The 25,209-nt window shown below is 38.9% G+C and carries 26 protein-coding genes; 5 read left to right on the forward strand and 21 right to left on the reverse strand.

Annotated features, from left to right (window positions below):
* Window positions 1-158: 158 nt before the first annotated feature.
* Window positions 159-995, forward strand: a complete 837-nt coding sequence (locus tag ACIROD_RS22660; RefSeq protein ID WP_101224928.1) for a DMT family transporter — start codon at window positions 159-161, stop codon at window positions 993-995.
* A 124-nt stretch (window positions 996-1,119) separates the two neighbouring features.
* Window positions 1,120-1,377 (forward strand): BA3454 family stress response protein, encoded by a 258-nt coding sequence (locus ACIROD_RS22665; protein WP_230177886.1) that lies wholly within the window; start codon window positions 1,120-1,122, stop codon window positions 1,375-1,377.
* Window positions 1,378-1,961: 584 nt separating this feature from the next.
* On the opposite strand, the gene ACIROD_RS22670 is transcribed toward ACIROD_RS22665, so the two are convergent.
* From ACIROD_RS22670 to ACIROD_RS22705, 8 genes are all read right to left on the reverse strand, one after another.
* Window positions 1,962-2,411, reverse strand: coding sequence for a YfmQ family protein (locus ACIROD_RS22670; RefSeq protein WP_260356415.1), 450 nt, complete (start codon window positions 2,409-2,411; stop codon window positions 1,962-1,964).
* 307 nt (window positions 2,412-2,718) lie between these two features.
* Entirely contained in the window at window positions 2,719-3,003 is a 285-nt protein-coding gene (gene qoxD / locus ACIROD_RS22675) for a cytochrome aa3 quinol oxidase subunit IV (protein ID WP_101224930.1), read from the reverse strand.
* Between the two features lies 1 nt (window position 3,004).
* Entirely contained in the window at window positions 3,005-3,601 is a 597-nt protein-coding gene (qoxC, locus tag ACIROD_RS22680) for a cytochrome aa3 quinol oxidase subunit III (RefSeq protein ID WP_101224931.1), read from the reverse strand.
* Entirely contained in the window at window positions 3,601-5,547 is a 1,947-nt protein-coding gene (qoxB, locus tag ACIROD_RS22685) for a cytochrome aa3 quinol oxidase subunit I (protein ID WP_101224932.1), read from the reverse strand. Before qoxB ends, qoxC begins: the two co-directional genes overlap by 1 nt.
* 73 nt (window positions 5,548-5,620) lie before the next feature.
* Window positions 5,621-6,550, reverse strand: a complete 930-nt coding sequence (gene qoxA / locus ACIROD_RS22690) for a cytochrome aa3 quinol oxidase subunit II (RefSeq protein WP_101224933.1) — start codon at window positions 6,548-6,550, stop codon at window positions 5,621-5,623.
* A 1,046-nt stretch (window positions 6,551-7,596) separates the two neighbouring features.
* Window positions 7,597-7,911, reverse strand: coding sequence for a hypothetical protein (locus ACIROD_RS22695; protein WP_101224934.1), 315 nt, complete (start codon window positions 7,909-7,911; stop codon window positions 7,597-7,599).
* A 255-nt stretch (window positions 7,912-8,166) separates the two neighbouring features.
* Window positions 8,167-9,402: a S1C family serine protease gene (locus tag ACIROD_RS22700; protein ID WP_402944520.1), complete on the reverse strand. Its 1,236-nt coding sequence runs from the start codon at window positions 9,400-9,402 to the stop codon at window positions 8,167-8,169.
* Window positions 9,403-9,597: 195 nt separating this feature from the next.
* Window positions 9,598-10,287: a hypothetical protein gene (locus ACIROD_RS22705; RefSeq protein ID WP_402944523.1), complete on the reverse strand. Its 690-nt coding sequence runs from the start codon at window positions 10,285-10,287 to the stop codon at window positions 9,598-9,600.
* A gap of 188 nt (window positions 10,288-10,475) precedes the next feature.
* On the opposite strand from ACIROD_RS22705, the gene ACIROD_RS22710 reads away from it, so the two are divergent.
* Entirely contained in the window at window positions 10,476-10,832 is a 357-nt protein-coding gene (locus ACIROD_RS22710; protein WP_402944526.1) for a hydrolase, read from the forward strand.
* 119 nt (window positions 10,833-10,951) lie between these two features.
* Here the strand turns inward: ACIROD_RS22710 and ACIROD_RS22715 are convergent, their stop codons facing one another.
* From ACIROD_RS22715 to ACIROD_RS22760, 10 genes are all read right to left on the reverse strand, one after another.
* A complete protein-coding gene (locus ACIROD_RS22715; protein ID WP_101224937.1) occupies window positions 10,952-11,404 on the reverse strand; it encodes a helix-turn-helix domain-containing protein in 453 nt (150 codons plus the stop codon).
* Between the two features lie 629 nt (window positions 11,405-12,033).
* Entirely contained in the window at window positions 12,034-12,288 is a 255-nt protein-coding gene (locus ACIROD_RS22720) for a YciI family protein (protein WP_101224938.1), read from the reverse strand.
* Between the two features lie 12 nt (window positions 12,289-12,300).
* Window positions 12,301-13,743 carry an aldehyde dehydrogenase family protein gene (locus tag ACIROD_RS22725; protein WP_402944531.1) on the reverse strand — a complete coding sequence of 481 codons (1,443 nt, stop codon included), beginning with the start codon at window positions 13,741-13,743 and terminating at the stop codon, window positions 12,301-12,303.
* Window positions 13,744-13,780: 37 nt separating this feature from the next.
* Complete coding sequence (locus ACIROD_RS22730) at window positions 13,781-14,086, reverse strand: hypothetical protein (RefSeq protein WP_101224939.1); 306 nt, start codon at window positions 14,084-14,086, stop codon at window positions 13,781-13,783.
* A gap of 104 nt (window positions 14,087-14,190) precedes the next feature.
* On the reverse strand, window positions 14,191-14,751 hold the full coding sequence (locus ACIROD_RS22735) for an NADPH-dependent FMN reductase (RefSeq protein ID WP_402944534.1): 561 nt from the start codon (window positions 14,749-14,751) through the stop codon (window positions 14,191-14,193).
* 57 nt (window positions 14,752-14,808) lie between these two features.
* A complete protein-coding gene (locus tag ACIROD_RS22740) occupies window positions 14,809-16,293 on the reverse strand; it encodes an aldehyde dehydrogenase (protein ID WP_402944537.1) in 1,485 nt (494 codons plus the stop codon).
* The gene (locus ACIROD_RS22745; RefSeq protein ID WP_402944541.1) at window positions 16,290-17,102 is read right to left on the reverse strand and encodes an alpha/beta fold hydrolase; all 813 of its coding nucleotides are present in this window, start codon (window positions 17,100-17,102) and stop codon (window positions 16,290-16,292) included. Before ACIROD_RS22745 ends, ACIROD_RS22740 begins: the two co-directional genes overlap by 4 nt.
* The gene (locus ACIROD_RS22750; RefSeq protein ID WP_057278565.1) at window positions 17,102-17,680 is read right to left on the reverse strand and encodes an amino acid synthesis family protein; all 579 of its coding nucleotides are present in this window, start codon (window positions 17,678-17,680) and stop codon (window positions 17,102-17,104) included. Before ACIROD_RS22750 ends, ACIROD_RS22745 begins: the two co-directional genes overlap by 1 nt.
* Window positions 17,681-18,826: an LLM class flavin-dependent oxidoreductase gene (locus ACIROD_RS22755; RefSeq protein WP_101224942.1), complete on the reverse strand. Its 1,146-nt coding sequence runs from the start codon at window positions 18,824-18,826 to the stop codon at window positions 17,681-17,683. It lies immediately after the preceding gene.
* A 20-nt stretch (window positions 18,827-18,846) separates the two neighbouring features.
* Window positions 18,847-19,554 (reverse strand): GntR family transcriptional regulator, encoded by a 708-nt coding sequence (locus tag ACIROD_RS22760; protein WP_230177894.1) that lies wholly within the window; start codon window positions 19,552-19,554, stop codon window positions 18,847-18,849.
* Window positions 19,555-19,881: 327 nt separating this feature from the next.
* Between ACIROD_RS22760 and ACIROD_RS22765 the strand changes: the two genes are divergently transcribed.
* A complete protein-coding gene (locus tag ACIROD_RS22765; RefSeq protein ID WP_402944547.1) occupies window positions 19,882-21,294 on the forward strand; it encodes a purine-cytosine permease family protein in 1,413 nt (470 codons plus the stop codon).
* A 349-nt stretch (window positions 21,295-21,643) separates the two neighbouring features.
* Here the strand turns inward: ACIROD_RS22765 and ACIROD_RS22770 are convergent, their stop codons facing one another.
* Both ACIROD_RS22770 and ACIROD_RS22775 read right to left on the reverse strand, forming a co-directional pair.
* The gene (locus tag ACIROD_RS22770; RefSeq protein WP_101224945.1) at window positions 21,644-22,627 is read right to left on the reverse strand and encodes a ketoacyl-ACP synthase III; all 984 of its coding nucleotides are present in this window, start codon (window positions 22,625-22,627) and stop codon (window positions 21,644-21,646) included.
* A gap of 305 nt (window positions 22,628-22,932) precedes the next feature.
* Window positions 22,933-23,283 carry a winged helix-turn-helix transcriptional regulator gene (locus tag ACIROD_RS22775; protein WP_101224946.1) on the reverse strand — a complete coding sequence of 117 codons (351 nt, stop codon included), beginning with the start codon at window positions 23,281-23,283 and terminating at the stop codon, window positions 22,933-22,935.
* A gap of 125 nt (window positions 23,284-23,408) precedes the next feature.
* Here ACIROD_RS22775 and ACIROD_RS22780 point away from each other — a divergent pair, with 125 nt between their 5' ends.
* On the forward strand, window positions 23,409-24,032 hold the full coding sequence (locus ACIROD_RS22780) for a nitroreductase family protein (protein WP_260356388.1): 624 nt from the start codon (window positions 23,409-23,411) through the stop codon (window positions 24,030-24,032).
* 172 nt (window positions 24,033-24,204) lie between these two features.
* Here the strand turns inward: ACIROD_RS22780 and ACIROD_RS22785 are convergent, their stop codons facing one another.
* Window positions 24,205-25,209: an ABC transporter permease gene (locus tag ACIROD_RS22785; RefSeq protein WP_101224948.1), complete on the reverse strand. Its 1,005-nt coding sequence runs from the start codon at window positions 25,207-25,209 to the stop codon at window positions 24,205-24,207.

Here is a 25,209-nt window from a genome sequence, read left to right on the forward strand (position 1 = left end):
CCCGATTATCGGGAAATATTTTAAAATTGTCTTAGTAAATATAAAAAAAAATAGTCAATCTGTCAATGCAACTCTCTTAAATTGGGTTTGATTCATTTATATATTCAGTTTAAAATGGAAAAAGCAGTTCAACCTATAAGAAAGAAGAGAATATACACATGTGGATTTTTGCAGCACTCATCACCAGCTTATGTTTCGGAATCAATAACAGCATTTTCAAATGGAGCAGCGGAAAAGGCTATTCCAAGATACATATCCAATTTTTCTTTTATTTTTCAGCTTTTATTTTGTCCATTATTTATGGAATGTTTATGGATGGTTTGCAGCTGAACTGGCTGTCCATCATGCTTGGTGCAGCAATTGGTGTACTGAACGCTAATGGTAACATCCAGATGGCAAGCGCCTTTGAAAAAGGGCCGGCAAGCTTGACATCACCATTAATCGCAGCGAATGCCATATTCCCCATACTCTGTGCAGCTTTAATTTTTCACGAACATATTTCTTCCTTGCAGTGGAGTGGAATAGTCTGCATGTTTCTCGCTACATTAGTTATCCAGTATACACCTAACGCCAAAGGTAACCATCAGTATGTCCCTTGGATCATGCACACAGTATTCTCCATCTTATCATTCGGAGTGCTCGGAATTCTAATGACGACATCAACACGTCTTCATTTAAACTCCCTTGATATCCTTGTATCAATGTATGGAGGCGGAATGCTTTATCTTCTTTCGGCTCTGGCCTTAAAAAAAGAAAAAATCAAGCTAAAGGAAGTCAAAATCGGTTCCTTAGTAGGTTTTTTAAGCATGATAGGCTATGGATGTTATTTCTTTGCATTGAACACCGGAATCGCAAGCATCATTTTTCCTGTCGTCAGCCTGAATTGTTTAGTTGTTGTATTCGCTGGATGTTATTTATTCAAGGAAAAACTAAAAACCTATCAAATTGCCGGTGTTCTTGCAGCATTAATCGGTATTATTTTAACTAAAATATGAATATAGTACGTTTACAAAAACAACCTGGCTGTCATGTGTACAAGCCAGGTTGTTTTCTATTTAATGGGAAATGGGGTAGGTCAAAAAAAAAATGTTGACACATCCGTAAAAATATCAGATAATTTTGAATATTAATTCTTTAGATTTAACAGCTTTTGAAATGTTTGAAAAATCCTCTGCCACGGGTATTAAAGAAATAGGTACAACCACCTCATTTAATTCTGAATCAAGAAAGGAAAGATGCATTATGGTAAAAGTTACAGTAACAGTTGATTTCCAAGGAAAATCTTATCAAACTAACGTCCTTACTAAACCGGGTACAGATCATGAAGTAATTTTACAACAAGCCCTTCATCAAGTTGAAAAGCAATGGAAAGCGTAAGAAGGCAGGCATCGCAATAGATACCTGCTTTTTTATTACCATTTTAATAATTTCCAAAATAAGTTTCATATGAACTATTAAAGATCCTCTTGCAGCAATTCCCTCACACTTTTAATTATTTTTATTCAAAAGACACTAAAATTAAGATGTCAGTTTGTGTACTAGAATTTTTTATAATAAAAAAAAATCCAATTGAAATGGGATTATATAATAAAAGTCTTTTAAAAAAGACGGTCTTTTAAAGGACCGTCTCAACTGTAGACAATTTAACCGTTGATTTCCATTCCAGGCACTCGCTTTCCGCGGGCGGTCCGGGAGCCTCCGTTCCAATCAACTTTGTTTTAAAATTTAGATAGAACCCCTTTTGTCCACAAACAAGCTAATAATTGATTTTCCTGCAGTTTTTGTTGAGGGTTTGTTAAATTCAATCGTTTATTTCCTCTCCTGGCACTCACTTTGCGCCTGCGAGGTCTCCCCTGGACGCGCTTTCCCCGCAAGGGTCTCGCACACACCATTCCAATCAACCTTGTTTTTAATTTAATACAGAACCCTTTTGTTTACAAACTGAGACCAAATTACTGTTATTAAACTAAATTTCTTATTAATGGCATGGAACGTTCTTGGAGGTTATCGGAAAACAGGCTATAAGAAATGACTTTCTTCTTGTACTGTTTAACTACATCCACTCGGTCATTGTAAATATACACAAATAACTTAACATCAATTTTGCCTTTTTTAGTATCAATGACTAATGGAGTCCCACTGTCCTCTGGATGTAAAAACAATTGCTCGTTACCCGGGAATATGTGATTTTTCTTCAAAAATCTGGCGTTATTAAAATAATTAATAACTTGAATTTTTTCTTCACCTTCCAAACGTTTTCCGTCAAAGGATACGATCGCATTCCCGCCACTAATTTCTGAGTGTATTTTAAATTTGCTGATAATCCAATTAACAGCATCGGTTGGAAGACAGGAAACCAATATTTTTAATAAGCTTAATATAATTGTCAAAATCAAAACCGGCAATGTCAATTCATCATCTCCGCTACATTTATAAATTAATTCTTTATAACTTATTATATCAATAGGGCTGGCAATTTTTCATAGAAGATGTGTCCGTTCTATTAACGTTTTACTTTGGGAAAACATTGTACTTAAACACAATTTACCCTTTATAAATATAATTTTCCGAAATGGTTATACTAAACATAATGGTTTCATCCACATCCTTCTTAACAAATTTCCATGAATGAGATGGATAGATCTGTATAAGAAATTATATTTATTAAAGTACAAAAAAACTGGGCGTCATCAAGACGCCCAGCTTTTCCGGAATCGATTATTGATATCCCCAAATCATTGTTAGCATTGTACCGAAAATTGTAACCAATGCAACGAACAATCCGTAATAAACGTTTGTGTAAATCGATGCTTTATCTTCAGACTCACCTGCGTGCATGAACATAACTAATTGCAGTGCAGCTTGCATGAAAGCTGTAACAAGTAGGATGATCACACCCATTTTTAGTGAGAGATCATACATAATAACTGATAGTGCGACCAAAGTCAGGACTAGAGAAAACGCAAATCCCATAACTTGGCCCCGTGGGAATAATTCTTTCATATTACATCATTCCTTTCAGGTAGACGAAACTGAAGATGAAGATCCAGACAACGTCCAAGAAATGCCAGTAAAGTGAAAAGATGAAAGCCTTGTTTGTTGTTTCTGGAGTCATACCGCGCTTTTTGATTTGCATGACGATGAAGGTTCCCCAGAATAAACCAAGTGTAACGTGAGCTCCATGCGTACCTAGTAATGTAAACAAACTAGATAAGAAAGCACTTGTTTGAATGGTTGCTCCTTCATGTACATACTCCACGAATTCATAAATTTCGACTCCCAAGAAGCCTAAACCAAGAATAAGGGTGATAATGAAGAAACCAATCGTTGCTTTCTGTCTGCCAAGTCTCATTGCATTGATTCCAAGACCTATGGTAAAACTACTGGTTAAAAGAAAGATTGTTTGGAACATCAGGGTTGGGACTTTAAAAAGATGTTCCCCTGTTGGACCATTTCCAGTTCCATTGACCAATACAAAATAAGTGGCGAACAGTGTAGCGAAAAGAGCTATTTCTGCTCCTAGGAAAATCCAGAATCCAAAAATCTTTAAGCGATTTTCTTCCGTGCTATATTCTAGTGGCAGCGAGTTATCTATTTTCATTACTTAGCACCTCGCAATTTATTTTCAGTTTCTTCGATCTCTTCAACAGAGATATAACGTCCGTGATCTTTTTCGAATGAACGGTGAATCATACAAGCAAAGATACCGATCGTTGCAATGATAGCAATGATCCACATGCTGAATACCATCGCAAAGCCCCAAACGAAGAAGATACAGCTCATGATAAACGGCACACCACTGTTATTTGGCATATGGATCTTTTCTACTTTACCGCCAAATAACTTAAAGCCTTTTTTCTTTGAATCCCAGAATGCTTCTGTAGAATCAACTGTTGGCACAATTGCAAAGTTATATTCAGGGATTGGTGTATGTGTAGCCCACTCTAGAGAACGTGCATCCCATGGATCGTTTGAAATATTTCTTGACGCATAACGAGTGCTCCAATAGATATTGTACACAATAAGTGCAAAACCTATTGCCAAGCCAATCGCTCCAACGAAAGAGAGCATATTCAATGGACCATACCCTGTTGATTCAGAGTACGTATACATACGACGTGCCTGCCCATCTAAACCAGTGATGAACATCGGGAAGAATGTAACATTAAAGCCGATTGTAATGAACCAGAACGACCATTTCCCAATTTTTTCGCTCAACATGAAACCGAACATTTTTGGCCACCAGTACGTGAAACCAGCAAGTACGGCAAATACAGTACCAGGGATTAAAACGTAGTGGAAGTGAGCTACTAAGAACATTGTATTATGGTATTGGTAGTCAGCACTTGCCATTGCAAGCATGACCCCTGTTACCCCACCGAGCGTGAAAATCGGAATGAAAGCTAAAGAGTAAAGCATCGGAACGGTAAAAACGATTTTACCTTTCCAAAGTGTGAACAACCAGTTGAAAATCTTAACACCGGTCGGGACGGCAATTGCCATCGTTGTAATCGAGAAGATACCATTAACCATTGCACCGTGACCCATTGTATAGAAATGGTGAGCCCATACAATGAAAGATAGAGTAGAAATAGCTACCATGGAGATAACCATCGAATTATACCCGTACAGGTTACGACGTGCAAATGTCGAAATGATTTCACTGTATATACCGAAAGCCGGAAGAATTACTATATAAACTTCAGGATGTCCCCAAACCCAGAACAAGTTCGCCCAAAGCATATCGCTACCGCCATTGGCCATCGTAAAGAATTGAGTTCCGAATAGACGATCCATTGTCATCAACGCAAGTGCCACTGTCAATACAGGGAAAGCGAAAACGATAATGAAGTTTGTGATCAAGATAGACCATGTGAACATTGGCATTTTCATTAAATTCATGCCAGGTGCTCTCATTTTCAAGATTGTTACGATAAAGTTGATACCAGTCAGTAATGTACCGATACCAGCTATTTGAATTGCAATCGCGTAATAGTTCGAACCTACTGATTCACTGAAATCATTACTTGCCAGCGGGAAGTAAGATGTCCAACCTGCATCAGGAGAACCACCGACTACGAAAGAGATGTTAAATAGCATTGCCCCCATGAAGAATAACCAGAAGCTTACTGCGTTCAGACGTGGGAATGCTACGTCACGCGCTCCAATTTGCAATGGTGTGACAATGTTCATTAACCCAATGATAAATGGCATAGCCATGAACAGGATCATGACGACCCCGTGTGTTGTAAATACCTCATTATAATGCTGCCCATCCAAAAGACCGTTATCTGGAATAGCCGTTTGAGCACGCATCATAAGAGCATCCACGCCACCACGGAAGAGCATAAGAAGTGCTGCCAAGATGTACATGATACCAATACGTTTATGGTCAACCGTTGTTAACCACTCACGCCATAAGTAACCCCATTTTTTAAAATAGGTAATTCCGGCAACAACCGCAATCATGGTTAAACCAATGGCAACCATGGATGCATAAATCGCAGGACTTGGATGAGGTACGGCAAATCGATCAAAGTAATCCATACTTTTGTGACTCCTTTCAGGAAAATATTCCTTATCTTGTAAACCTAGTTGTTTTATCGAACGAAATTAATTCTTAGTGATCATGATTCATGTTGCTGTGTTCTGAATGTTCATCGTGTGAATCCTTGGAATCATTTTCTTCCGTATCAGAAGATCCGTGGTCATGACCAGCATTTTCCCCTTCAGGAGCTGGAGAAAACTCTAAGTGAGTTCCAGTGTAAGTGGATTGTCCCACATGACCAGGTTTTAATAATTCATTGAATTTTTTCTCAGTAATCGGTTTAGCAGTAGCTTTAATTTCATCTACCCACTTATCGTATTCCTCTGCGGATAGTACATTAACGTTGAAAGTTTGCTGAGCAAAACCTGAACCACTGAAGTTTGAATTTCGACCCATATACTCTCCTGGTACATCAGCTGCTAAGTGCAACGTATTAACCATGTCCGACATCGCGTATTTTTGTCCTCCAAGTTGCGGAATCCAGAAACTTGAGATTGGACCGAATGAGTAAAGTTTAAATTCAATTGGTCGGTTAGTAGGTAAAAACAGATAGTTGACTGTTTCGATATCTTCTTCCGGATAACTAAAATGCCACTTCCAGTTTGAAGATGAAGCGTAAATAATTAAAGGTTCTTGATCACCGTATCCTTTAGGTGTTGCCTCAACTTCATTTGTTGTTTTAACAGTAACAACGGATAGGAAAGCGACGATTAGAATTGGGATCGCAACCCAAATTATTTCAAGAACCTTACTTCCTTCAATATGAGGCGGTTCATAATCATCACGTTGTTTGGAAGCACGATATTTCATTATCATGAAGATATACAGTACCATAACGACAAGGACGACAAAGGCCATTGTCCATATCGAAATCATAATAACATCTGCTTGTGTTGCAGCTACTGGCCCTTTAGGGTCCAAGACCATTAATGGGTTATCGCAACCGGTTAGCACAGTGGCAATAGTAAAAAGTATAGTTAATAGAGCCCATTTTATTTTCATAGTACTACCCCTTTCTTACATAATAAAATTCCAATTGGTAATTATTCGGACAAAGTGTTACCATGTTCACAAACCCCGACATACCAATATTAATCCCAAGTCTAAAAAAAGACAATACAAAGTGACATCTGTCACATAAAGTTCATTAAAGAGCAGTAAGAAGATGGTAAATGAACTGAAATGTTCGAAAATCTTCAGCAAATGAAATATAATAAATGTTTCATATCTTGCCTTTGAAAATTCACTTATCAGTGCAGGATTACAAATAGTACCGATCCTCTTTCCATTTAATATTACTTTAATATAATGAAATAAAAATTTCACATTATAGTCACCGTGTATATTGCCTCAAAACTCTTAAAGATTATGAATTATATTACCTATCTTGTCAATTAGGTATTTATCGTTAGATACCATGATTTAAACCGGATTTTTTTCACTCGGCCAAGGAGGTTGGTAAATGGTAGACACATGGGACACGATGTTGTCTCCATGCTTCAATACCCTTATGAACCAACACAGGTCAATATTATATATATATAAGGAAACAACGAGTTGAAATGAAATTGGGTTCTTTTTGCAATCCTTATGCCCTGTCAGTATTTTTAAACAGCCGTGTAGCAAAAGCGTAGTAAGTAATTCAGGTTTGCTATCAAATCTGCCTTTAGCAAAACCACTGCTCAATAACCCCATATTGATACCTATATCCCTTTCCCTTTTGAATTTTCATTTAAAAGTACATAAAAAAAAACCACAAAAAAAGGACTTCTTAAAAGTGTCCTTTTCTCGTAGATATTGTTTAAAATGTAATTGAGACTTCCTGGCGTGCAGGCAGTTGGTTTGGATGTACAAGCACATCGTGTGTTTGGCAATGACGAGTGGCAGTATATTGAATTAAAATGTAACAAATCGATAATTCGATTCTGATAATATGAAATGAAAGCGCATTCATTAATTGTGATCAAGTTGACTCAAATTCTGCAAGTTAGGTAAAAGAACAACTAGTTTTGTTTAGAAAAACAGTATATTGCGCTATATTCCTCGCTTTAGTTACTGAATTCTGTACTTCTGTTTGTTGGAGCTTTAGCCTTTGTTTTCATTTTTATGATTTTAGTCGTTTCCGGTTCAATTCTTTCGCCTTTACGTGTATTCATTACCATTTCCTCTGTCAGGACAAAAAATATACCAACTAGAAAAATGGCAGCTGCGCTTAATGTGATGGCGATTCCAACAGCGGTGAATATATAATCCTTATTGTAATCGCTTACAAAGAAACTTAAAGCAAAAATAATAATTCCGATTACACAACCTGTGCCCGATACCCATTTCACTGCATCTAACATCTTCTGATTAGCTTCCATAATTTCATCCCCTTTCTTTCTATTTTATGACATTTCACAAATTTGTCAAATCTTTTCTATTTTTTAACATATTCACGATGAAAACCTTGACAAATAGAAGGCGCCACCATTCACTTTTAGGTATTCAAGACTATATGAGCAAACTTCAAAACAGTGCAAATACACTATCTATTTTTCCGATATTAGCCCACTGTATACTATTAAAAAAACTCCAATAAAAGACCCCTGTTGAATAATCAGGGGCCTTACCTCATTCTATGGTTTTTGCAAGGTGATCGTTACCGTTTTCTCTTTAGTGCCTCGATATACTTTAATCTTTACTTTATCTCCGATTTTCTTATCTGTATATAAGTACTTCCTTAATGCAGCGGCAGTATTTATTTTCGTTCCATCAATCTCAACGATGATATCCTGTTGCTTAAGCCCTCCATTCGCCGCAGCCGATCCCGCCTCTATACTCGTCACCATTACGCCGGACTTTACGGCTTCTGGAACATTTTGAATGTAATATTGCGGCAGTTCTTCCATACTGGCCAAGCTGACTCCTAAATATGGGCGCGTGATTTTTCCATTTTCAATCAGCTCCGTAACAATCGGAATCACATCATTACTTGGTATGGCAAACCCTAAGCCTTCCACACCGTTTTCGGAAATCTTCAAACTGTTTATGCCGATCACTTCCCCAGCGGTGTTGATCAATGCACCCCCGCTATTGCCGGGATTGATCGCTGCATCTGTTTGAAGGACATCAAGTTCCCACTCCCCGTCCGAGGTATCGACTGAAATGGAGCGTCCGGTCGCACTGACGATCCCTTGTGTAACCGATCGTGAAAAATCAAGTCCAAGTGGGTTGCCAATTGCCAATACTTCTTCTCCTGGACGCATGCTATCGGAATTCCCGAATTTAATTCCCTCAGGTGCTTTCGAGGCATCAATTGTCAAAACCGCTAAATCAGTCAAAGCATCAGCCCCGACAACCGTCGCCGTTGCCTTTTGTCCATCATACAATGAAATTTCGACTTCCTTAGCGCCTTCAATAACATGATTGTTCGTGATGATATAGGCTTTCCCATCAGCTTTTTTATAGATGACCCCTGAGCCGGTGCCGCTTTCAACCGTTTCGCTCTCCGTGCTTTGCTGCTGGTACGGGTACTGGTTTTGCATCTCCTGTAAATTCACGACCCCGACTATCGATTTGGATGCTGATTCGACCATCTCTGCCCTATCATTTGAATCCGTACTTGTCGATAACTTTTCCGCCGTGACACTCTTATCCTTTTCAACACTTTCCGTTTGCTGTACACCTGCCGTTTTGGTTGACTCATTCACTGGACTATTCCCTTGACCTATAAAGTCCCCGCCAAATAGAAATACAGACGATGTAACCATAGCAGCAACCGTTCCGGAAACAAGGCTAGTTAGCCAAAGAGACTTACCCTTTTTCCGTTCTGCCTTTACTCTGACTTGCTCATCACCATTATAATTTTCCATCTTTATCCCTCCTATGATTGTCCTTTATCCTTTACTTGACTCAATCATAAACAGGAAATATTAAAAAATTCTTAAGAAATAACGAATAGGGCGACATTTTACAAAAATTATAAAATTTTATCGAATCCTGTATCTTGCCGCCTGCAAAATAAAAAGGCCTCAACAGGGGCCTTCAATTCGACCATACAGTTATCCTTACAAGACTTCATAAACTTCTTTAGTCTTCTTATTCACGCCATACCAGCCCCAAGTGGTTTTGTGGCCACTTTCCTGACTAGGTTCATCCACCTCGAAAACATGAAAAATGTAATCTCCCTTTTCGGCATCATGATCATATTCGATATCTAAATCAGGAAAATTTTCCATGTCCACATAATCCTTAACTAGCTTCTCTGCCTGAGATTTACTTAATGTACTAACCGAAGCCTTGCTCTCTTCTTTGCCTATTGTATCCGTTGCCGCCTCATCTTCTGCTTTGGATCCATTGGTTCCGTCCACGGTTGCTTCCTCCGCCGGCTCCGCCTCGTCATTTCCCTCTACTGCTTCTATCGTGGCGGAGTCTGATACCGGTTGCATTTCCACCGCCTTAGAAACCATTAGTTTACCTTCCCGGTATTTTGCTTTATATGCGGTTGCTTCTTCAAAATCTCTTTTGGCCGAATCAAAATCCTGTTCGTCGTATTTCTTCATTCCATTCGCCAGAAAACCTGAAAGATCCATTAACTCCCTTGCTTCCGGTGTATTTGCTTCTTTATAAGCTAATTCAAATGCCTCGTGGGCTTCTAAATAATTTTCCTCATTCAACTGACTTTTCCCTAAATCCATATTGGAATCATAATTCCTTGTTACGCAGCCTGAAGCAATCAACACCAAAAAAATAACCATGATTGACCTCTTCACTATATCACCCCTTGATTTTCCATATTATTCTGTAAATTCATCTTATACCATTTGATAAGAAATCCGATACCTCTATTTCCTATCTTTTTCATTAAGGAAATGTTTACATTGATGATTAAATTTTTACAAATAGTGGTACAGAATAGATAAACGCTTGAAAGGATGATCACATAATGATGCAGGAAAAACAGACCTATCATGTCGATTTGGTCAGCGGCGACGTACTCGGACAAAAACTTGAAGAGAATCCAAGCTTCACTGTACACGCAACTGATGAGGAACTTGCAGAATTGAAACAATGCTTGGAGGAACACCGGACAGATGACCTGGAAGCATATGCCCGTTCACATGTGCCCTACCTACTCTATCATCATGACCGGGCAAATGATAAATACGATGCAGCCATGAAAAGGCTTTATGCCCTCATTTATAAATTAGGGGATGAAACGGCACGAAACCATATTGAAGAAATCGGCATATTGAAAGATAACAAATTCGAGGGAAAAGAAGAAGTGCAAAAGTTCAAATAAGAAATAGGAACAGAACCTGATTCAAAGGTTCTGTTCTTTTAATATCATGTCCCCAATAAAAGGGAAAACAGAAGATTCTATTTTATGATTCACTATAAAGTTTTATAAGCAGAGTTCTTTTAATCTACATATTTATCCTTCAAATAATCTGAACCAATACCGCCAATGACCATCAAAGCTAATGGTAAAAAATTCGATACGACTGGCATGCTTTTCAAAATGGTAATATCTGTGCCGGCAAATTTATTAAGTCCAAAAATAATTAATTTAGACACTAACAAAAATGCTCCTATTAATAATACGATATCAAAAAACATTTTCCTTTTTGGAAATGCTAACTGCTTACTTTCCCTTATTATTTTTTCTTTCAATTCCTCGTCACTCCTTAATAATTCATCTACCGTAATTTGAAATAAATCACTTAAATTAATTAGTACTTCAATACTAGGATAATTTTTTCCCGTTTCCCATTTGGACACAGATTGGCGACTCACATGAATCTTCTCCGCAAGATCATTTTGTGACCAATTTCTTTTTTCCCGTTCTTTTTTTAATCGTTCGCTAAAAATCATAATGAGTTCATCGCCTTTCCTACTCCTAGTATTGTGAGATGAATTATGCAAAGTAAAGATAGTAATAAGCGCATTACTATGCAACTTATGAGTGACACCGAAGAAAACCTTGATATATCAAGGGAATCAGATTAATTTTCCGGAACTGCTGCAGAAGGGTAAAATTTTATAAGATTCCAGTTGATTTCAGAAATCCGCTCCCTTTTCGCCGACTGTCTGCCAAGCCTCATCAAAGCAAGCGACTCCGGGGTCGTAGCTAGCCAGTTAAGCAGCTACTCAATTCTATAATTTTTCAACTGAATAAGCCATCTTGCCATCACATAATTCAGCTTAATTCAAAAAAAGCCTTGTATAGACAAGACTTTTAAACCCATTTTTTCCTGCCTGTTTAACTACACGAAGCATTTTTTTATTTCGCTCTTTGATCCTTTTTCCACTAATACTTTCACAATATAACAACTGGTAGTTATCAAAGATAATTCCTCACTTTGGTATAACTTTACCTTTTCGTTATCGAGTTGCTTTGCACATAAAAAAGGTTGCCTCGGCAACCTCCCTTTAATGAAGGAACTGTCTCCAGATCCCAGTATATATTCATCGTATTGACACGCAATCATAACGTTTCATTATTAAATGTTCCATTCTTTTAATTCGAGTCTCCGCACTTTATGTACAACGTGAGGATCATTTTCCGCTAAAGAGAGTGCTTCTTCAAATGTGTCTGCAATATAAACAACCAAGCCGCCTGAGCCATCCGCAAAAGGGCCTCTTGCAAAAACCTTCCCTCTACGATCAAGTTCGTTTAAATACTCGATATGATGTGGACGAACTTCTATATTTTTTTCAGCATCAATCATATGTAAAATTGCTGCATAATAAGCCATGCTTTCCACTCCCTAATTTCGGTTCCAGACAACCAGCTTCATTTCTGTCATTTCTTCAACTGCATATTTTAATCCTTCACGTCCAGTTCCACTTTCCTTCACTCCACCGTACGGCATATTATCCACACGGAATGTCGGAATGTCGTTGATCATGACTCCACCAACTTGTAAATTTTCCGCTGCATCCAGTGCTGTACCTACATCGTTCGTATAAATCCCTGCCTGCAGGCCATAAATTGAATCATTCACCAAATCAATTGCTTGTTCTACTGATTGAATCTTGTTAATCAAAACGATTGGGGCGAACACTTCTTGACAAGATACCTTTGTGTGAGTATCTGCATCCAATATGACGGTCGGATGAAGGATATTGCCTTCCGTTATTCCACCTGTTGCAATCTTGGCTCCACCTTGTCTTGCCTCTTCAATCCAATTGAGGCTTCTTTCAACATCATTTTGGGAAATCAAAGCGGAAACATCCGTTTCTGGATCAAGCGGATCACCTAATTTTAATAGTTTGGTAGCTTCTATAAACTTTTCAACAAAGCGATCGTAGATTTCTTCATGAGCATAAACTCTTTGCAAAGAAATACATACTTGTCCCTGATTGGAAAACGCTCCCGTCACACAACGAGAAATGATCTTATCGATATCCACACCCCTGTCAATAATGACAGCGGCATTTGATCCCAGCTCCAGCGTCACTCGTTTCAATCCGGCTTTGTTGCGGATGCCAATCCCGACTCCTGGGCTGCCGGTAAAAGTAATCATACTTACTCTAGAATCAGTGACCAACTTGTCTCCAACCACTCTTCCTCCACCTGTGACCACATTTATTGCTCCTGCAGGCAATCCGGCTTCCTGTAATAATTCTCCGAGGAACAGAGAGGATAGAGGTGTTTGGCTTGCTGGCTTTAATACAATTGTATTACCTGAGGCGATGGCAGGACCTACTTTATGAGCGACTAGATTCATGGGGAAATTGAAAGGTGTTATGGCCCCAATCACTCCAATCGGTTCACGTACAGTGTAACCGAGTCGGTTTTCGCCACCTTGGGCGGCATCCAGCGAAAGCGTTTCTCCATGAATTCTTTTCGCTTCTTCAGCCGCAAACTTGTAGGTTTCAATTGTTCGCGCCACCTCGCCCTTAGCGGTTGTAACCGGCTTTGCTGATTCAATAGATATGATTTTTGCGGCTTCATCCGCGCGCTCTTCAAGAAGATGGGCCAATGTTTCCAGGATTTTCGCACGTTGATGGGCTGGCATTTTTGCCATCACCTTAGCAGCTTTTTGCGCCGCTTCAATAGCTTGGTCGGTTTCTTCGTCTGTGGCCAGGGGGATTTCAGCTATGACTTCTCCTGAATAAGGAGAACGAAGCAAACTATACTCCTTCGCCTCCACCCATTCCCCTTTAATTAGTAAATGTTTTTTTTCTACTTTATCTATGATTGTCATGTTCTCAGCCACCCTTCACTCTTTGTAAGTGCTTCATCTAAAGATTAGAGGCAATTTTTGAAACAGTCGATTCCATTCTTGGAAAATAATACTCTTCTAATTTTGTAGTTAAGCCACCGTGACCAAATTTACAGTGATTATTTTCACTCTCGGAACTTCGCTTAATAAATTCAAGAAAATACAATATACTATTGCGCCTTTCTAGAATGTTACTAATTCCTTGCTTATAAAACCAGGCATCGATGGTATTATAAACTCCTCTATTAATCCCATACTGTTCATTACAAACTTTAATAAAGGATAAATCAGTTAAGTTTATTATCTCTTCTACATCTAATAGCAATTTGTCCCCTCCTTGCTACTTAGCTCTGCTAATTGAAATGTACTCAATTCCAAAACGTTTTTTTATCAGCTGGAGTTTATTAAATCTCCTAAATCTACCGCCCTTTAGCTTAATTGATGCTCTGGTTTAGTACTTTTCAGTGCTTTTTGCATAAAAACGATTTCTTCACCCAGCATTGAAATACGTTCCAAAACTTCCTCATCAACCAGTTCGTTTTGTGAATTGAAATGGTCGTTATGAGCATAAACAGAGCCAGGTGCAACAAATGCACGGAAATAGCTGGCTATAGGTTTCAGCTGATTTTCAATGACTAAATAATGCTGGTAGGTTCCACCGGTAGCCACTAGCCCCATTACTTTATTACGGAAATCCTTCGGGGGGATCAAATCAAATAAGTTTTTAAGAGCTCCTGTAATTGACCCTTGGAATATTGGGGTTCCTATAATGTAAAAGTCTGCTGAGGTAACGATATCAATTACTTTTTTCGTATCTCCAGTGTATGTTGACGGATTACGGCCATCACAAAATTGAACATCATACTTTTTCAAATCAAGCAATTCGACTTCGATATCAGGATGGTTATTCTTAACTTCCTCTAAAACCTTTTCAATAACAACTTTCGTCTTCTTTCCTATTATCGTTCCTGAAATCCCCAGTAATTTCATTTCACTTTTCCTCCTTTTTAAACCTCTTAGATAAAAGTGCCTACCTAAAAATTCCCATTATCTCATTATGAACGGGTCAGGAATCGGTTCAGATGATGTATTGATCCAAACAACTTTATCTTGCATATATTCATGAATCGCTTCATAACCGCCTTCTCTTCCATAACCGCTTAGGCCAGATCCGCCGATTGCAGCAATTGGTGAAATACTTCGATAGGTATTCACCCAAACAATTCCAGCACGTATAGCTTTCGCGACTCGATGAGCTTTTGCAATATCACTCACCCAAATTCCAGCTGCCAATCCGTAATCAGTACTGTTTGCTAATTGAATAACCTCTTCTTCATCTTTAAAAGGGATAACACTTAACACAGGGCCAAATATTTCTTCCTTTGTAATACGGGAATTATTATCGTGATGCTCGAAGATCGTGGGTTCAAAATACCAACCTTTTTCTAAATATTCAGGCTTTTTGCCTCCGCAAACAAGTTTACCACCTTCATCTAACCCGATAGCCACGTATTTTTCGACTCGCTCCAATTGGGCCTGCGTAGCCAGCGGACCCATTTCTGTTTCATCTTGAAAAGGATCACCGATCTTGATTTTCGATACTCTGTCTACGAGTTTTTGCATCACTTCATCGTAAATATCAACATGTAAAAATGCACGCGAACCTGCCACACAACTTTGTCCTGAAGCACCAAAAATACCAGCTATGATACCCATCGCCGCATTATCCGGATTAGCATCCTCAAATACGATATTGGGTGATTTCCCTCCAAGTTCAAGCGATACCTGCGCAAAATTTTGAGCCGAATTACGAACAATATGCCGTGCTGATTCTGAACCTCCCGTAAAGGCCACACGCCTTACAAGAGGATGGGAGGTGAGTGTATCGCCTACAGGAGTTCCAAAGCCGGTAACTACATTGACTACACCAGGTGGAAAACCAGCTTCTTCTACCAGTTTCACCAATTCCAATAGAGAGGCCGAAGTCATTTCCGAAGGTTTAATGACTATGGTATTTCCTGCAATAAGTGCAGGTGCAAGCTTCAAGGTTGTTAAATAAAGAGGGGAATTCCAAGGAGTAATGGCGGCTACTACCCCCAGCGGCTCTTTGGATGTAAAAGCGAACATATCTTTTTTATCAATTGGTAAGGTTTGACCATGGATTTTATCTGCTAGACCCGCATAGTAATAGAAAAATTCAGGTAAATATTTTACCTGACCGCGCATTTCGCGTATTAATTTCCCATTATCCAGTGATTCGACTTTCGCAAGCTCTTCAGAGTGATCAGCAATCAGCTCTCCAAGATTTCTAACCAGACGCCCCCGCTCCGTGAATGTCATATTGGTCCATCCCGAATGCAGGAATGCATTATGCGCAGATTGAACGGCATGATTTACATCTTCAGCATTCCCTTTAGCGACTTGACACCAAGCTTCTTCGGTTGCAGGGTTATAACTATCGAAATATTCACCACTTGATGATTCTATCCATTCCCCGTTTATATACATCTGATATTTCTTCAGCTCTTTCACATCGAGTCACCCCTTTGCTTTTGTCTTTCAATAAACGACCTAATAGCTTCGTTCACTATTTTGGCTCCTTCTATCGGCAGCATATGCCTCATATTTGGTACTATCATTAATTCTGAATCCACAATCTTTTCATGCATTTGTCTTGCCATTTCGGGATTTGAACCTACATCATGCTCCCCTGTTATAATTTGGGTCGGTATATTAATCTGGTGGATCTGCGGCCACAAATCTTCATCCGCAGTTGCAAAAAGTGTATAGGCCGCTAAATATGAAGCAGCATCGTTTGTCTGAAGTCTTTCCCGAATTTCACTTACAGTTTCTTCCTTTGATTTCAAGAATTCAATATTAAACCATCGTTTAATGGCCGGTTCAATTGTTGCCAAAGGGCCCGTTATTTTCACTTCTTCCACTCTTTTTAAAACGGCTTTCCTCTGTTCCTTCGTCCGATTGGCCACTGCGTTCATAATTGTTAGCGTTTTCACTTTATCCGGATATTTTAATGCAAATGCCTGAGCGACCATACCACCCATGGAGAAACCAATAATATGACTTCCTTCAATCCGTAAGTGATTCATTAGTTCTTCTAACTGCTCAACAAACTGTGAAAGGGAATAAGGACCCGGAGGATGCTCAGATCCTCCGTGCCCAACCATGTCATATGTGATAACACGGAAATGTTTCGACAAATCTTCAACTTGTTTTTTCCACATCGTAAGATCAAGACCAACACCATGAATAAAGATAAGCGATTGCCCCATCCCTTTCTCTTCATAATGAAGCGAATCTTTTCCATGCAATGTAGTTGGCATTAAACCAGCCCCATTTCAACCATATCTTGATGCCTGTTTCCTGTTCTCGGATGAGGACGTCCTCCTGTAGAAGCCCCAATGGCAACAACGATCTCATCGGCCCTAGGTGCATCAGGTATAGAAGCTTCAAATGTAATGAAATGAGAGCGTTCAGACTCATCTGTCTTATGTACCATCGGTATGAGCACCGCAGATCCAGCGCCACCACGCTTATTAGTAAAGCTTAAGATACTCGTTCCTTTCACGGCGTCCCTGAATTTGTTACCGAATTTCAAAGTGTGGATAAAAGCTGATGCATGCTCAACCTCCCCATCAACACCCACGACAGCTGCCTTGCCGAATGCTTCGACGTCATCAGCGGAATCAATGTGCTTAAATAGTTCAGCAACTAATAGTTCGCCAATTTGCGGTGCAAATTCATCAATTTCCGGTTTTAAATTATCAACATATCCTCTTCCAGCCCATGGGTTTTTGATAACCGCCATAGTTGTTATCATCTTGATGGGATTCTCTACTTTTTTACCGCCCTCAATACGTGTTTCTTCTATAGCTGTATACACTTTACGAATATCTAACATTTACATTACCCCCAATTTAGTTTTTGTGAATCTTGGCATTACTTCTTCCGTGAACAATTTTAAACTTTTCATCATTTTTTCATGTGGCAAACCATTATGGTTCACCCAAAGCAGTAATGTTTCCAAATTCAGTTCTTCCTTCAATTCCTGAATTTTCTCTGCTACATAGTCAGGTGTACCAAACAATAAATTTCTTGGGTGTAAGAATTCATAGTTCAATTCCTGCCCTTCTTTTACTGTTTCGCCCGGATCCATAAGGTTGCTAAGTCCTCTCCAGTGACAAATCCAGCGATAATTGTTCAATACTGCTTCTGCCGCATCTTGACGAGCCTGTTCCATCGTTTCCGCTACATATACATCACGTACCAAAGCAATACCCTGACCAAGTGGCACTTCATAGCCTTTGGATTTAGAAGCCCTTTCACGGTACAGTTCAAAACGGCCTTTTAATTCTTTGACGGTCGGCATCCAAAACATTCCTTGTATATCGTTCTCCGCGGCCAATTCAATAGAACGCGGTGAATCAATTACCTGCCACAGAGGAAGTGATTGCTGGTAAGGTCTAGGCATAAGGGAAATCTTATCAATTTCTCCTTTCTCCATATCCATAAACTCCGGTGTTGATGGGCTCATAGGGTGACTCCACTTTAAACCTTTAGGAGGAAATTGATAGATGTCACCTTGATGTGAAAAGAATCGGTTTGACCAAGCCTTTTTTAAAATTTCCAATGTTTCCTCAAACAGTGCACGGTTTTGTTCTTGATTTGCCGGATCAGCCAAAGTGTTTAAATTAGCCGCTTCCCGTCCGTATAATCCACGTGCCAGACCAACTTCCACACGTCCTTTGCTTAACTGATCAAGCATTGCTATGTCTTCCGCCAAACGCAGCGGATGCCAGAAAGTGGCGACATTCGCAGCTTGTCCAATTCGAATGTTCTTTGTACGTGCAGCAATATCAGCCCCCATTAAGATCGGGTTAGAAATCAATTCATTTCCTTCATGACCAAAGTGGTGCTCGGTATACCAAATCGAATCATAACCATTTTCATCACAATAAATAGCTTGCTCACGGGCTTCGTCCAGCACTTTATAATATTCATCATGTCTTCCCTGTCCTGCAAGGTTTGCAAAGATTCCAAATTTCATAGTACTCATTCCCCCTCATATCACTTTTTTTGACCAAGTTTCTTTGCTATGTCCATTTTAAGTTGCATTCCACTTGCTTTTACATGCTCTCGCATGGCCTTCTCCGCTTCCTCCCGATTGCCTTTCTCTATAGCAATCAAGACCGCCTGATGTTCCTTTAGTGATCTCTCACGGCGATTCGGATCTTCAATGGTTAAAAAGACATACTGTCTATAAGGTATTTGATTGAGCAGCAAATTTAGCATGTAACTTAATTTAGAGTTATTGGCGCCTTCTTGGATGACTGAATGAAAAACATCATTAGCCTCGACATATAGCTTTTTATCCGAGGTTTGTATAGCAACCTCCATGTCAGACACTGCTTGCTTAAGGTTATTAATGTCTTCAGCACTCCCGCTTTCTGCAAGCAGCCCCGCTGCGAGCCCTTCCATTACTTCCTTTAAAGTAAATAACTCATCCAGTTCCTTTTCAGTTGGTTTGGTCACACATGTTCCAACCCTTGGAATGATCTCGACTAACCCTTCTCTTTCTAGCTGTTTAAATGCTTCCCTTATAGGGGTTCTACTAACTTTGTAATATTCAGATAAAACAGTTTCCGATAATTTTTGTCCTGGTTCATAATCTCCAGTTACTATGGATTCGCGTATAGCGTTCGTAACCTGAGCAGTAATCCCCAACGTTAAGATAGCTGTAATGAAAAGCCCCTCCTTTTTAAAAGTTTGTACCATGTACCATGCAAGCTCTTGATAAGTGCAATTATAGGTCATGGAAAATAGACTGTCAATTCAAAAAATATAAAATTTTTATTTTTTATTGGAAGACATGTTGTTCCACAATTTTCAAACTAGAGTTTAATATTTCCAATCATTCAGTCTAATGATCAATCTGATTTATTGAAATTCACTAGATGAATGAACGGATATTTTATGATAGTTACCTAAAAATTATTTTTTCTGAAAATATTGACATCTGTATACGCTTACAATTATAGTGATTCTATAAAATAAGCTTGCATGGTACATGGTAGTATACCGAATTTGATAGGGGGTAAATTGATGAAAGTTGAAACTCGCAGTATAGAATATATTCCGGCAGATGAACGCCATGGCAAGGCCCGTGATTTATTTCCAATTTGGTTTGGGGCAAATATGCATATTACCACCCTTGTGACCGGGGCATTGCCCATTACATTAGGTCTTAATTTATTTTGGAGTCTGGCTGCAATTATTGTCGGTACCTTATTAGGCGCCATTTTCATGGCCTCCCATTCAGCTCAAGGACCTCAACTCGGAATTCCGCAAATGATCCAAAGCCGGGCTCAATTTGGTGTAATCGGAGCCATCTTCCCCTTGTTTCTCGTTATGTTTGTCTATTTAGGCTTCTTTGCCAGCAGCGGTTTGCTTGCAGCACAAACCTTAAGCAGTTTAACAAAGATCGACCAAACATGGAGCATAATACTTTTAAATGTACTTTGTTTCGTGGCCACCATTTATGGCTATAACTTAATTCATAAAATGCAAAAATTATTATCCTGGGCGTCTCTTTGTATTTATATTGTAGCTACATATATAGTCTTCCAATTGCAAGTTCCGGCAGGCAGTTGGGCCATTGGGAATTTGGATATACCAGTGTTTTTGCTGGCAGTGAGTATGGTTGCTACATGGCAATTGGCTTATGCCCCCTACGTTGCAGACTATTCTCGCTATCTACCGATAACCACACCCACGGCCCATACATTTTGGTATAGTTACGCTGGCACAGTCATCGGGACTATATGGATGATGACATTAGGCGCAACCTTAACCATAGCGATTCCTAACTTCCTTGATCACTCTGGCGGTAACTTGGCCAGCCTGTTTGGAAATTTTGCTATAATCATGTTCTTTATAATCATCTTTGGACAGCTTGCTATAAATGTCTTTAACCTATATGGAGCATTCATGGCAACCATAACAACAATTGAACCGTTTATTAAATTAAAGGTCACACCGAAAGTACGAATAGGAATGATATTCTGTGTAACAGTAGCAGGTACCGTTTTGTGCTTACTAGGTCAGAGTAATTTCCTATCCTTTTTCTTGAATTTCATCTTTTTCATTAGTTATTTTTTAATTCCCTGGACATCCATCAACCTTGTTGATTATTATTTGCTGCGACATGGCCATTACAATGTAAAAGATATTTTTGATGTGAACGGTCAATATGGCAAAATAAATTGGATTACTTGTATGGCATTTCTTGTATCAATCTTGGCGGAAATCCCTTTTATAAACACATCATTCTATGTAGGACCGATAGCCAAGGCTTTTGAAGGAGCAGATATCGCTTGGATTATTGGGTTAGTTGTCCCAGCTGTTTTGTATTACTTCCCAATGAGAAAAAAGTTGAATACCGCTGAAAATGCAATAAACAAACAAAAGATTGGTTCAATAGAGAATACAGACGCTTCCGAAGAGAATGTTAAGTAAGATAATAGAGAACCGTAAATGAACTGCACCCAAAATGGAGGTGCAGTTTTTTTGACCAAATATAAAATAAAAAGGCATGAGCCCGGTAGATTACCGGGTTCATGCCTTCAAGGCTGTTTAAATAAAGTGACTAACCATTTGGGTTCACTTCAGTTCAAAGGTTCTGTTTTTTTTAGAGGATGATGTGGTATACCTCTAGTTGTCTAAATACAAATAAGGGTCCAGTTGAATTATCCTGACTCTTCATTTAAGTTTGAATGAAACTTTTTCAAAGAATCATACTTTAAGAAGGCCCCCAATGAGAGGCCTTCTTTTGGTACAAACTCGTTATTAGTTGTAGAAAAAAGCGTTATAAGGTCCAATTGATAAGCAATCCAGCTTGAGCTAACCCACCGCCGAAACCATATAATAAAACCTTCTCACCACCACTGAGCTTCCCTTCTTTTAATCCTATTTCTAAAGCTAATGGAATTGTCGCTGAAGAAGTATTTCCATACTCCACTAAGCTATATAAAGTACGCTCAATTGGAAAGCCACTTCTATCACATATTGATTCAATCATTCTTAAATTTGCACTATGCGGTACGAACCAATCAACATCATTCAATTGATATTCGGCATTTTTCATCACAGTTTGCATTCCTTTTGGAACGGTCGTGACAGCCCATTTATAAACCTCACGTCCATTTTGTACAAGGTTGCCACTATTATTTAAGTCTTCACCATTTATTCGTGTCGATAGGTTTGTACTATATAAATGTTTTCCGCCTTCTCCCTCAGAATACAAATGTGAAGAAATAAAACTTGGCTGTTTTTCATCATATTCTACAAGAACTGCTCCTCCGCCATCTCCAAATAAAATACAAGTGGCTCGATCTTCATAGTCCATAAGTTTAGATAAAGTATCAGCTCCAATAACAAGAACTTTCTTGTTTAAACCAGATGTTACTAATCCATTAGCTACATGCAGCCCATAAGTAAATCCTGCACAGGCAGCGTTTAAATCAATAGCTCCAGTATTCTTAATACCTAGCTTTGCTTGGACTAAAGATGCTACACTTGGAGTGTTGAAATCAGGTGTAAAGGTACAGACAATGATCATATCAACATCTTCGACAGATTTATCATACCGTTCCATTAAATCCTTTACAGCTTTATAACCTATATCACTAGTAAACTCTTCTTCATGTGCAATTCTTCGTTCTTTAATACCAGTACGTTTAACAATCCATTCATCATTGGTTTCAACCATTTTTTCTAAGTCTTTATTTGTTAACCTTTTTTCAGGAACATACGAACCTATCGCAGTAATACGTGCTTTGGATTTGAACATAGAATAGCCACCTCGTGTGTATGAATTGCATCATTTTATAACTTGATATTAACACCTGGTACTAATTATAAAGCAAAAAAAATCTTATGCAACTAACCGTTACATTTTAAGAAAAAGAGCGGGGCAAAGCAACTATTTTAAAGTAAAGCACCTGTTAGTTTATTACAATCTCTAGAGAGACTGCCAAAAGTCATCTTCAAGACATTTTGTATTTCTGACAATTATACTGATAGCTTGAATAAATTCTGCTTGCATCACTGAACTTGTCAAAAAAAAAGCCATACTCCTAGTTGATGCAGCTCTTACTATTTATGATGGCGACAGATTTGTTCTTGTCTTTCGAGATTTTGTTCAACTGCATATGTAGTGCCCCATTCACACATTGTATTTAATACAGGTACAAAGGATTGACCCAACTCAGTTAAACTGTATTCTACTTTTGGTGGTACTACTTTATATACTTCTCTTCGGACAAGCCCATCTCTTTCTAACTGCTTTAATTGGTCGGTCAAAACTTTCTGGGTAATGGCCGGTATTAGAATATAAAACTCTTTTGTCCTCATTGGTTTTTGACTCAGAAAAAAGAGGATTAAGCATTTCCACTTTCCTCCTACAGTATTCATGAAAATATTTATTCCAGTATTTAAACTCTTCATTCCTCATTCCTCCTGAATAGGCACATAAAGGTGGCTATGCCACTTTATTGTGCGTTATTTTCTTCTACATCATGGGTCCATTATACTCTGATTATGAAGCAAATATAACATTGGGAGTGAACACGATGAGTGTAAGGGAGATTATAGAAAAAAGACGTTCCGTAAGGCAGTACGATCCCGATTATAAAATTAGTCCCGAAACGTTGGCGACATTTATTGAAGGAGCCAGTAAATCGCCTAACGGAAACAATATTCAAGCAACACGATACCTGGTTATAGATGAACCATATTTAAAGAATTTGTTACTGCCCATTGCTTTTAATCAGCAACAGGTAATTGAGGCCTCAGTACTGATTGTTATACTAGGTGATTATCAAGCATTTGAAAAAGAAAATATCATAATGATACATGAGGATGAGTTTCAAAAAGGTTATTTTGACGCATCAGTAAGAGATTATCTAACAAACGCGGCAATCAATTATTATCTAAATAAATCAAAAGAGGATTTAAAGGTTGAATTAATAAGAGACGCAAGCCTGGCGTCAATGTCGTTAGTTTTATTGGCGAACGAGGCAGGTCTTGAAACCATTACAATGTCCGGGTATGATTCCGAACAATTAAAGTCAGCTTTAAAAATTTCTGATAGGTATTTAGATGTTATGCTTATCGCCATGGGGAAAGGAATTAAAGAAGGTCACAAAACAGTAAGACACGATGTGAACAAAGTCATTTATAAAAACAAAATATAGTGAGTGTTTTTACTTTTTAAAAATTTGAATATTGGAGATTAGTGTGGAAAGAGGGTTAAAAAGAACCCTCTTCCCCTATCATCTTATAGTTAAAACTCACCACGAGTTACAGTCTCACATTTCATCCACATGCAGACTTATCATATAGTCATATAAACGTAACGGATTCATTTTAGTGTTTTTGTTTGTAATAAGTTACAGCGAGAGCAAGGGCCAGCACTGTTCCTTTGACGATATCCATCGCATAATACGGAACGGACATCATGATCAGCCCATTTTGTAGGATTCCGATCAGGACTGCTCCGACAAAGGTTCCAAAGGCATTCGGTTTTCCCGCTCCTAAAACGGAGGAACCAATGAAGGCAGCCGCGACGGCATCCATTAAATAGGGTGACCCTGAATTGATTTCCGATGTCATGACCCTTGAAGCAAGGACAATCCCCCCGATTGCAGCAAATAGAGCCGAAAGCAGATAGGCAAGGATTTTGTATTTATTGACCGATATCCCGGAAAGTCTCGCCGCTTCCTTATTTCCCCCAATAATGTACATATAACGACCGTGCTTCGTATAAGTCAAAAAGATATGGGTCGCTATCACAATGACGGCCATGATCAGGATTATCCACGGTACCTGGCCAATTTTGGCGAAAAACGGGCTGATCAGTCCTGTTGCGAACGTCCCGTCTGGCATGACCATATTTTGCGAAACCGTGGCCCCTTTTGTATAGGTAAGGGCAATTCCCTGGATAATGAACATGGTAGCCAAAGTCATCAGCATGTCGGGAATTCTCAATTTAACGATCATGAATGAATTCAAGGCGCCTACGACAAGTGAGGCACCGATCGCAGCTAATATGGCAATTAATGTATCCTGTGAAAACCAGACAAACATCGAGATGACGATGGCATTGGCCAATGATGCGACGGAGCCGACGGAAAGGTCGAAGCCATCCACGGTCAGGGATATCGTAATGCCGATCGCAATGATGGTCACGATTGAAATGGAACGCAGGATGTTGACCAGATTCGTAGTTTGAATGAAAGATGGATTGGACACGGCAAAAATTCCAATCAGAATGATAATCGTCAATATTGTGCCGTATTTATAGAAAAAGTCGAATAGTTCCACCTTTTTCTTCACTTTCGCTGTCTGTGTAACAGGATTGGGTATGCTCAT

Origin of the sequence: Peribacillus sp. NPDC101481, assembly GCF_044767165.1 — a bacterium.
In the GTDB taxonomy this organism is placed as follows: Bacteria; Bacillota; Bacilli; order Bacillales; family DSM-1321; genus Peribacillus.

What these genes read in the sequence shown, in the direction of transcription:
- ACIROD_RS22660 (WP_101224928.1), top strand. Translation starts at nt 159, where the DNA reads ATGTGGATTTTTGCAGCACTCATCACCAGCTTATGTTTCGGAATCAAT.
- qoxD (WP_101224930.1), bottom strand. Translation starts at nt 3,003, where the DNA reads ATGAAAGAATTATTCCCACGGGGCCAAGTTATGGGATTTGCGTTTTCT.
- qoxC (WP_101224931.1), bottom strand. Translation starts at nt 3,601, where the DNA reads ATGAAAATAGATAACTCGCTGCCACTAGAATATAGCACGGAAGAAAAT.
- qoxB (WP_101224932.1), bottom strand. Translation starts at nt 5,547, where the DNA reads ATGGATTACTTTGATCGATTTGCCGTACCTCATCCAAGTCCTGCGATT.
- qoxA (WP_101224933.1), bottom strand. Translation starts at nt 6,550, where the DNA reads ATGAAAATAAAATGGGCTCTATTAACTATACTTTTTACTATTGCCACT.
- ACIROD_RS22695 (WP_101224934.1), bottom strand. Translation starts at nt 7,911, where the DNA reads ATGGAAGCTAATCAGAAGATGTTAGATGCAGTGAAATGGGTATCGGGC.
- ACIROD_RS22700 (WP_402944520.1), bottom strand. Translation starts at nt 9,402, where the DNA reads ATGGAAAATTATAATGGTGATGAGCAAGTCAGAGTAAAGGCAGAACGG.
- ACIROD_RS22705 (WP_402944523.1), bottom strand. Translation starts at nt 10,287, where the DNA reads ATGGTTATTTTTTTGGTGTTGATTGCTTCAGGCTGCGTAACAAGGAAT.
- ACIROD_RS22710 (WP_402944526.1), top strand. Translation starts at nt 10,476, where the DNA reads ATGATGCAGGAAAAACAGACCTATCATGTCGATTTGGTCAGCGGCGAC.
- ACIROD_RS22715 (WP_101224937.1), bottom strand. Translation starts at nt 11,404, where the DNA reads ATGATTTTTAGCGAACGATTAAAAAAAGAACGGGAAAAAAGAAATTGG.
- ACIROD_RS22720 (WP_101224938.1), bottom strand. Translation starts at nt 12,288, where the DNA reads ATGGCTTATTATGCAGCAATTTTACATATGATTGATGCTGAAAAAAAT.
- ACIROD_RS22725 (WP_402944531.1), bottom strand. Translation starts at nt 13,743, where the DNA reads ATGACAATCATAGATAAAGTAGAAAAAAAACATTTACTAATTAAAGGG.
- ACIROD_RS22735 (WP_402944534.1), bottom strand. Translation starts at nt 14,751, where the DNA reads ATGAAATTACTGGGGATTTCAGGAACGATAATAGGAAAGAAGACGAAA.
- ACIROD_RS22745 (WP_402944541.1), bottom strand. Translation starts at nt 17,102, where the DNA reads ATGCCAACTACATTGCATGGAAAAGATTCGCTTCATTATGAAGAGAAA.
- ACIROD_RS22750 (WP_057278565.1), bottom strand. Translation starts at nt 17,680, where the DNA reads ATGTTAGATATTCGTAAAGTGTATACAGCTATAGAAGAAACACGTATT.
- ACIROD_RS22755 (WP_101224942.1), bottom strand. Translation starts at nt 18,826, where the DNA reads ATGAAATTTGGAATCTTTGCAAACCTTGCAGGACAGGGAAGACATGAT.
- ACIROD_RS22760 (WP_230177894.1), bottom strand. Translation starts at nt 19,554, where the DNA reads ATGGTACAAACTTTTAAAAAGGAGGGGCTTTTCATTACAGCTATCTTA.
- ACIROD_RS22765 (WP_402944547.1), top strand. Translation starts at nt 19,882, where the DNA reads ATGAAAGTTGAAACTCGCAGTATAGAATATATTCCGGCAGATGAACGC.
- ACIROD_RS22770 (WP_101224945.1), bottom strand. Translation starts at nt 22,627, where the DNA reads ATGTTCAAATCCAAAGCACGTATTACTGCGATAGGTTCGTATGTTCCT.
- ACIROD_RS22775 (WP_101224946.1), bottom strand. Translation starts at nt 23,283, where the DNA reads ATGAAGAGTTTAAATACTGGAATAAATATTTTCATGAATACTGTAGGA.
- ACIROD_RS22780 (WP_260356388.1), top strand. Translation starts at nt 23,409, where the DNA reads ATGAGTGTAAGGGAGATTATAGAAAAAAGACGTTCCGTAAGGCAGTAC.
- ACIROD_RS22785 (WP_101224948.1), bottom strand. Translation starts at nt 25,209, where the DNA reads ATGAGCATACCCAATCCTGTTACACAGACAGCGAAAGTGAAGAAAAAG.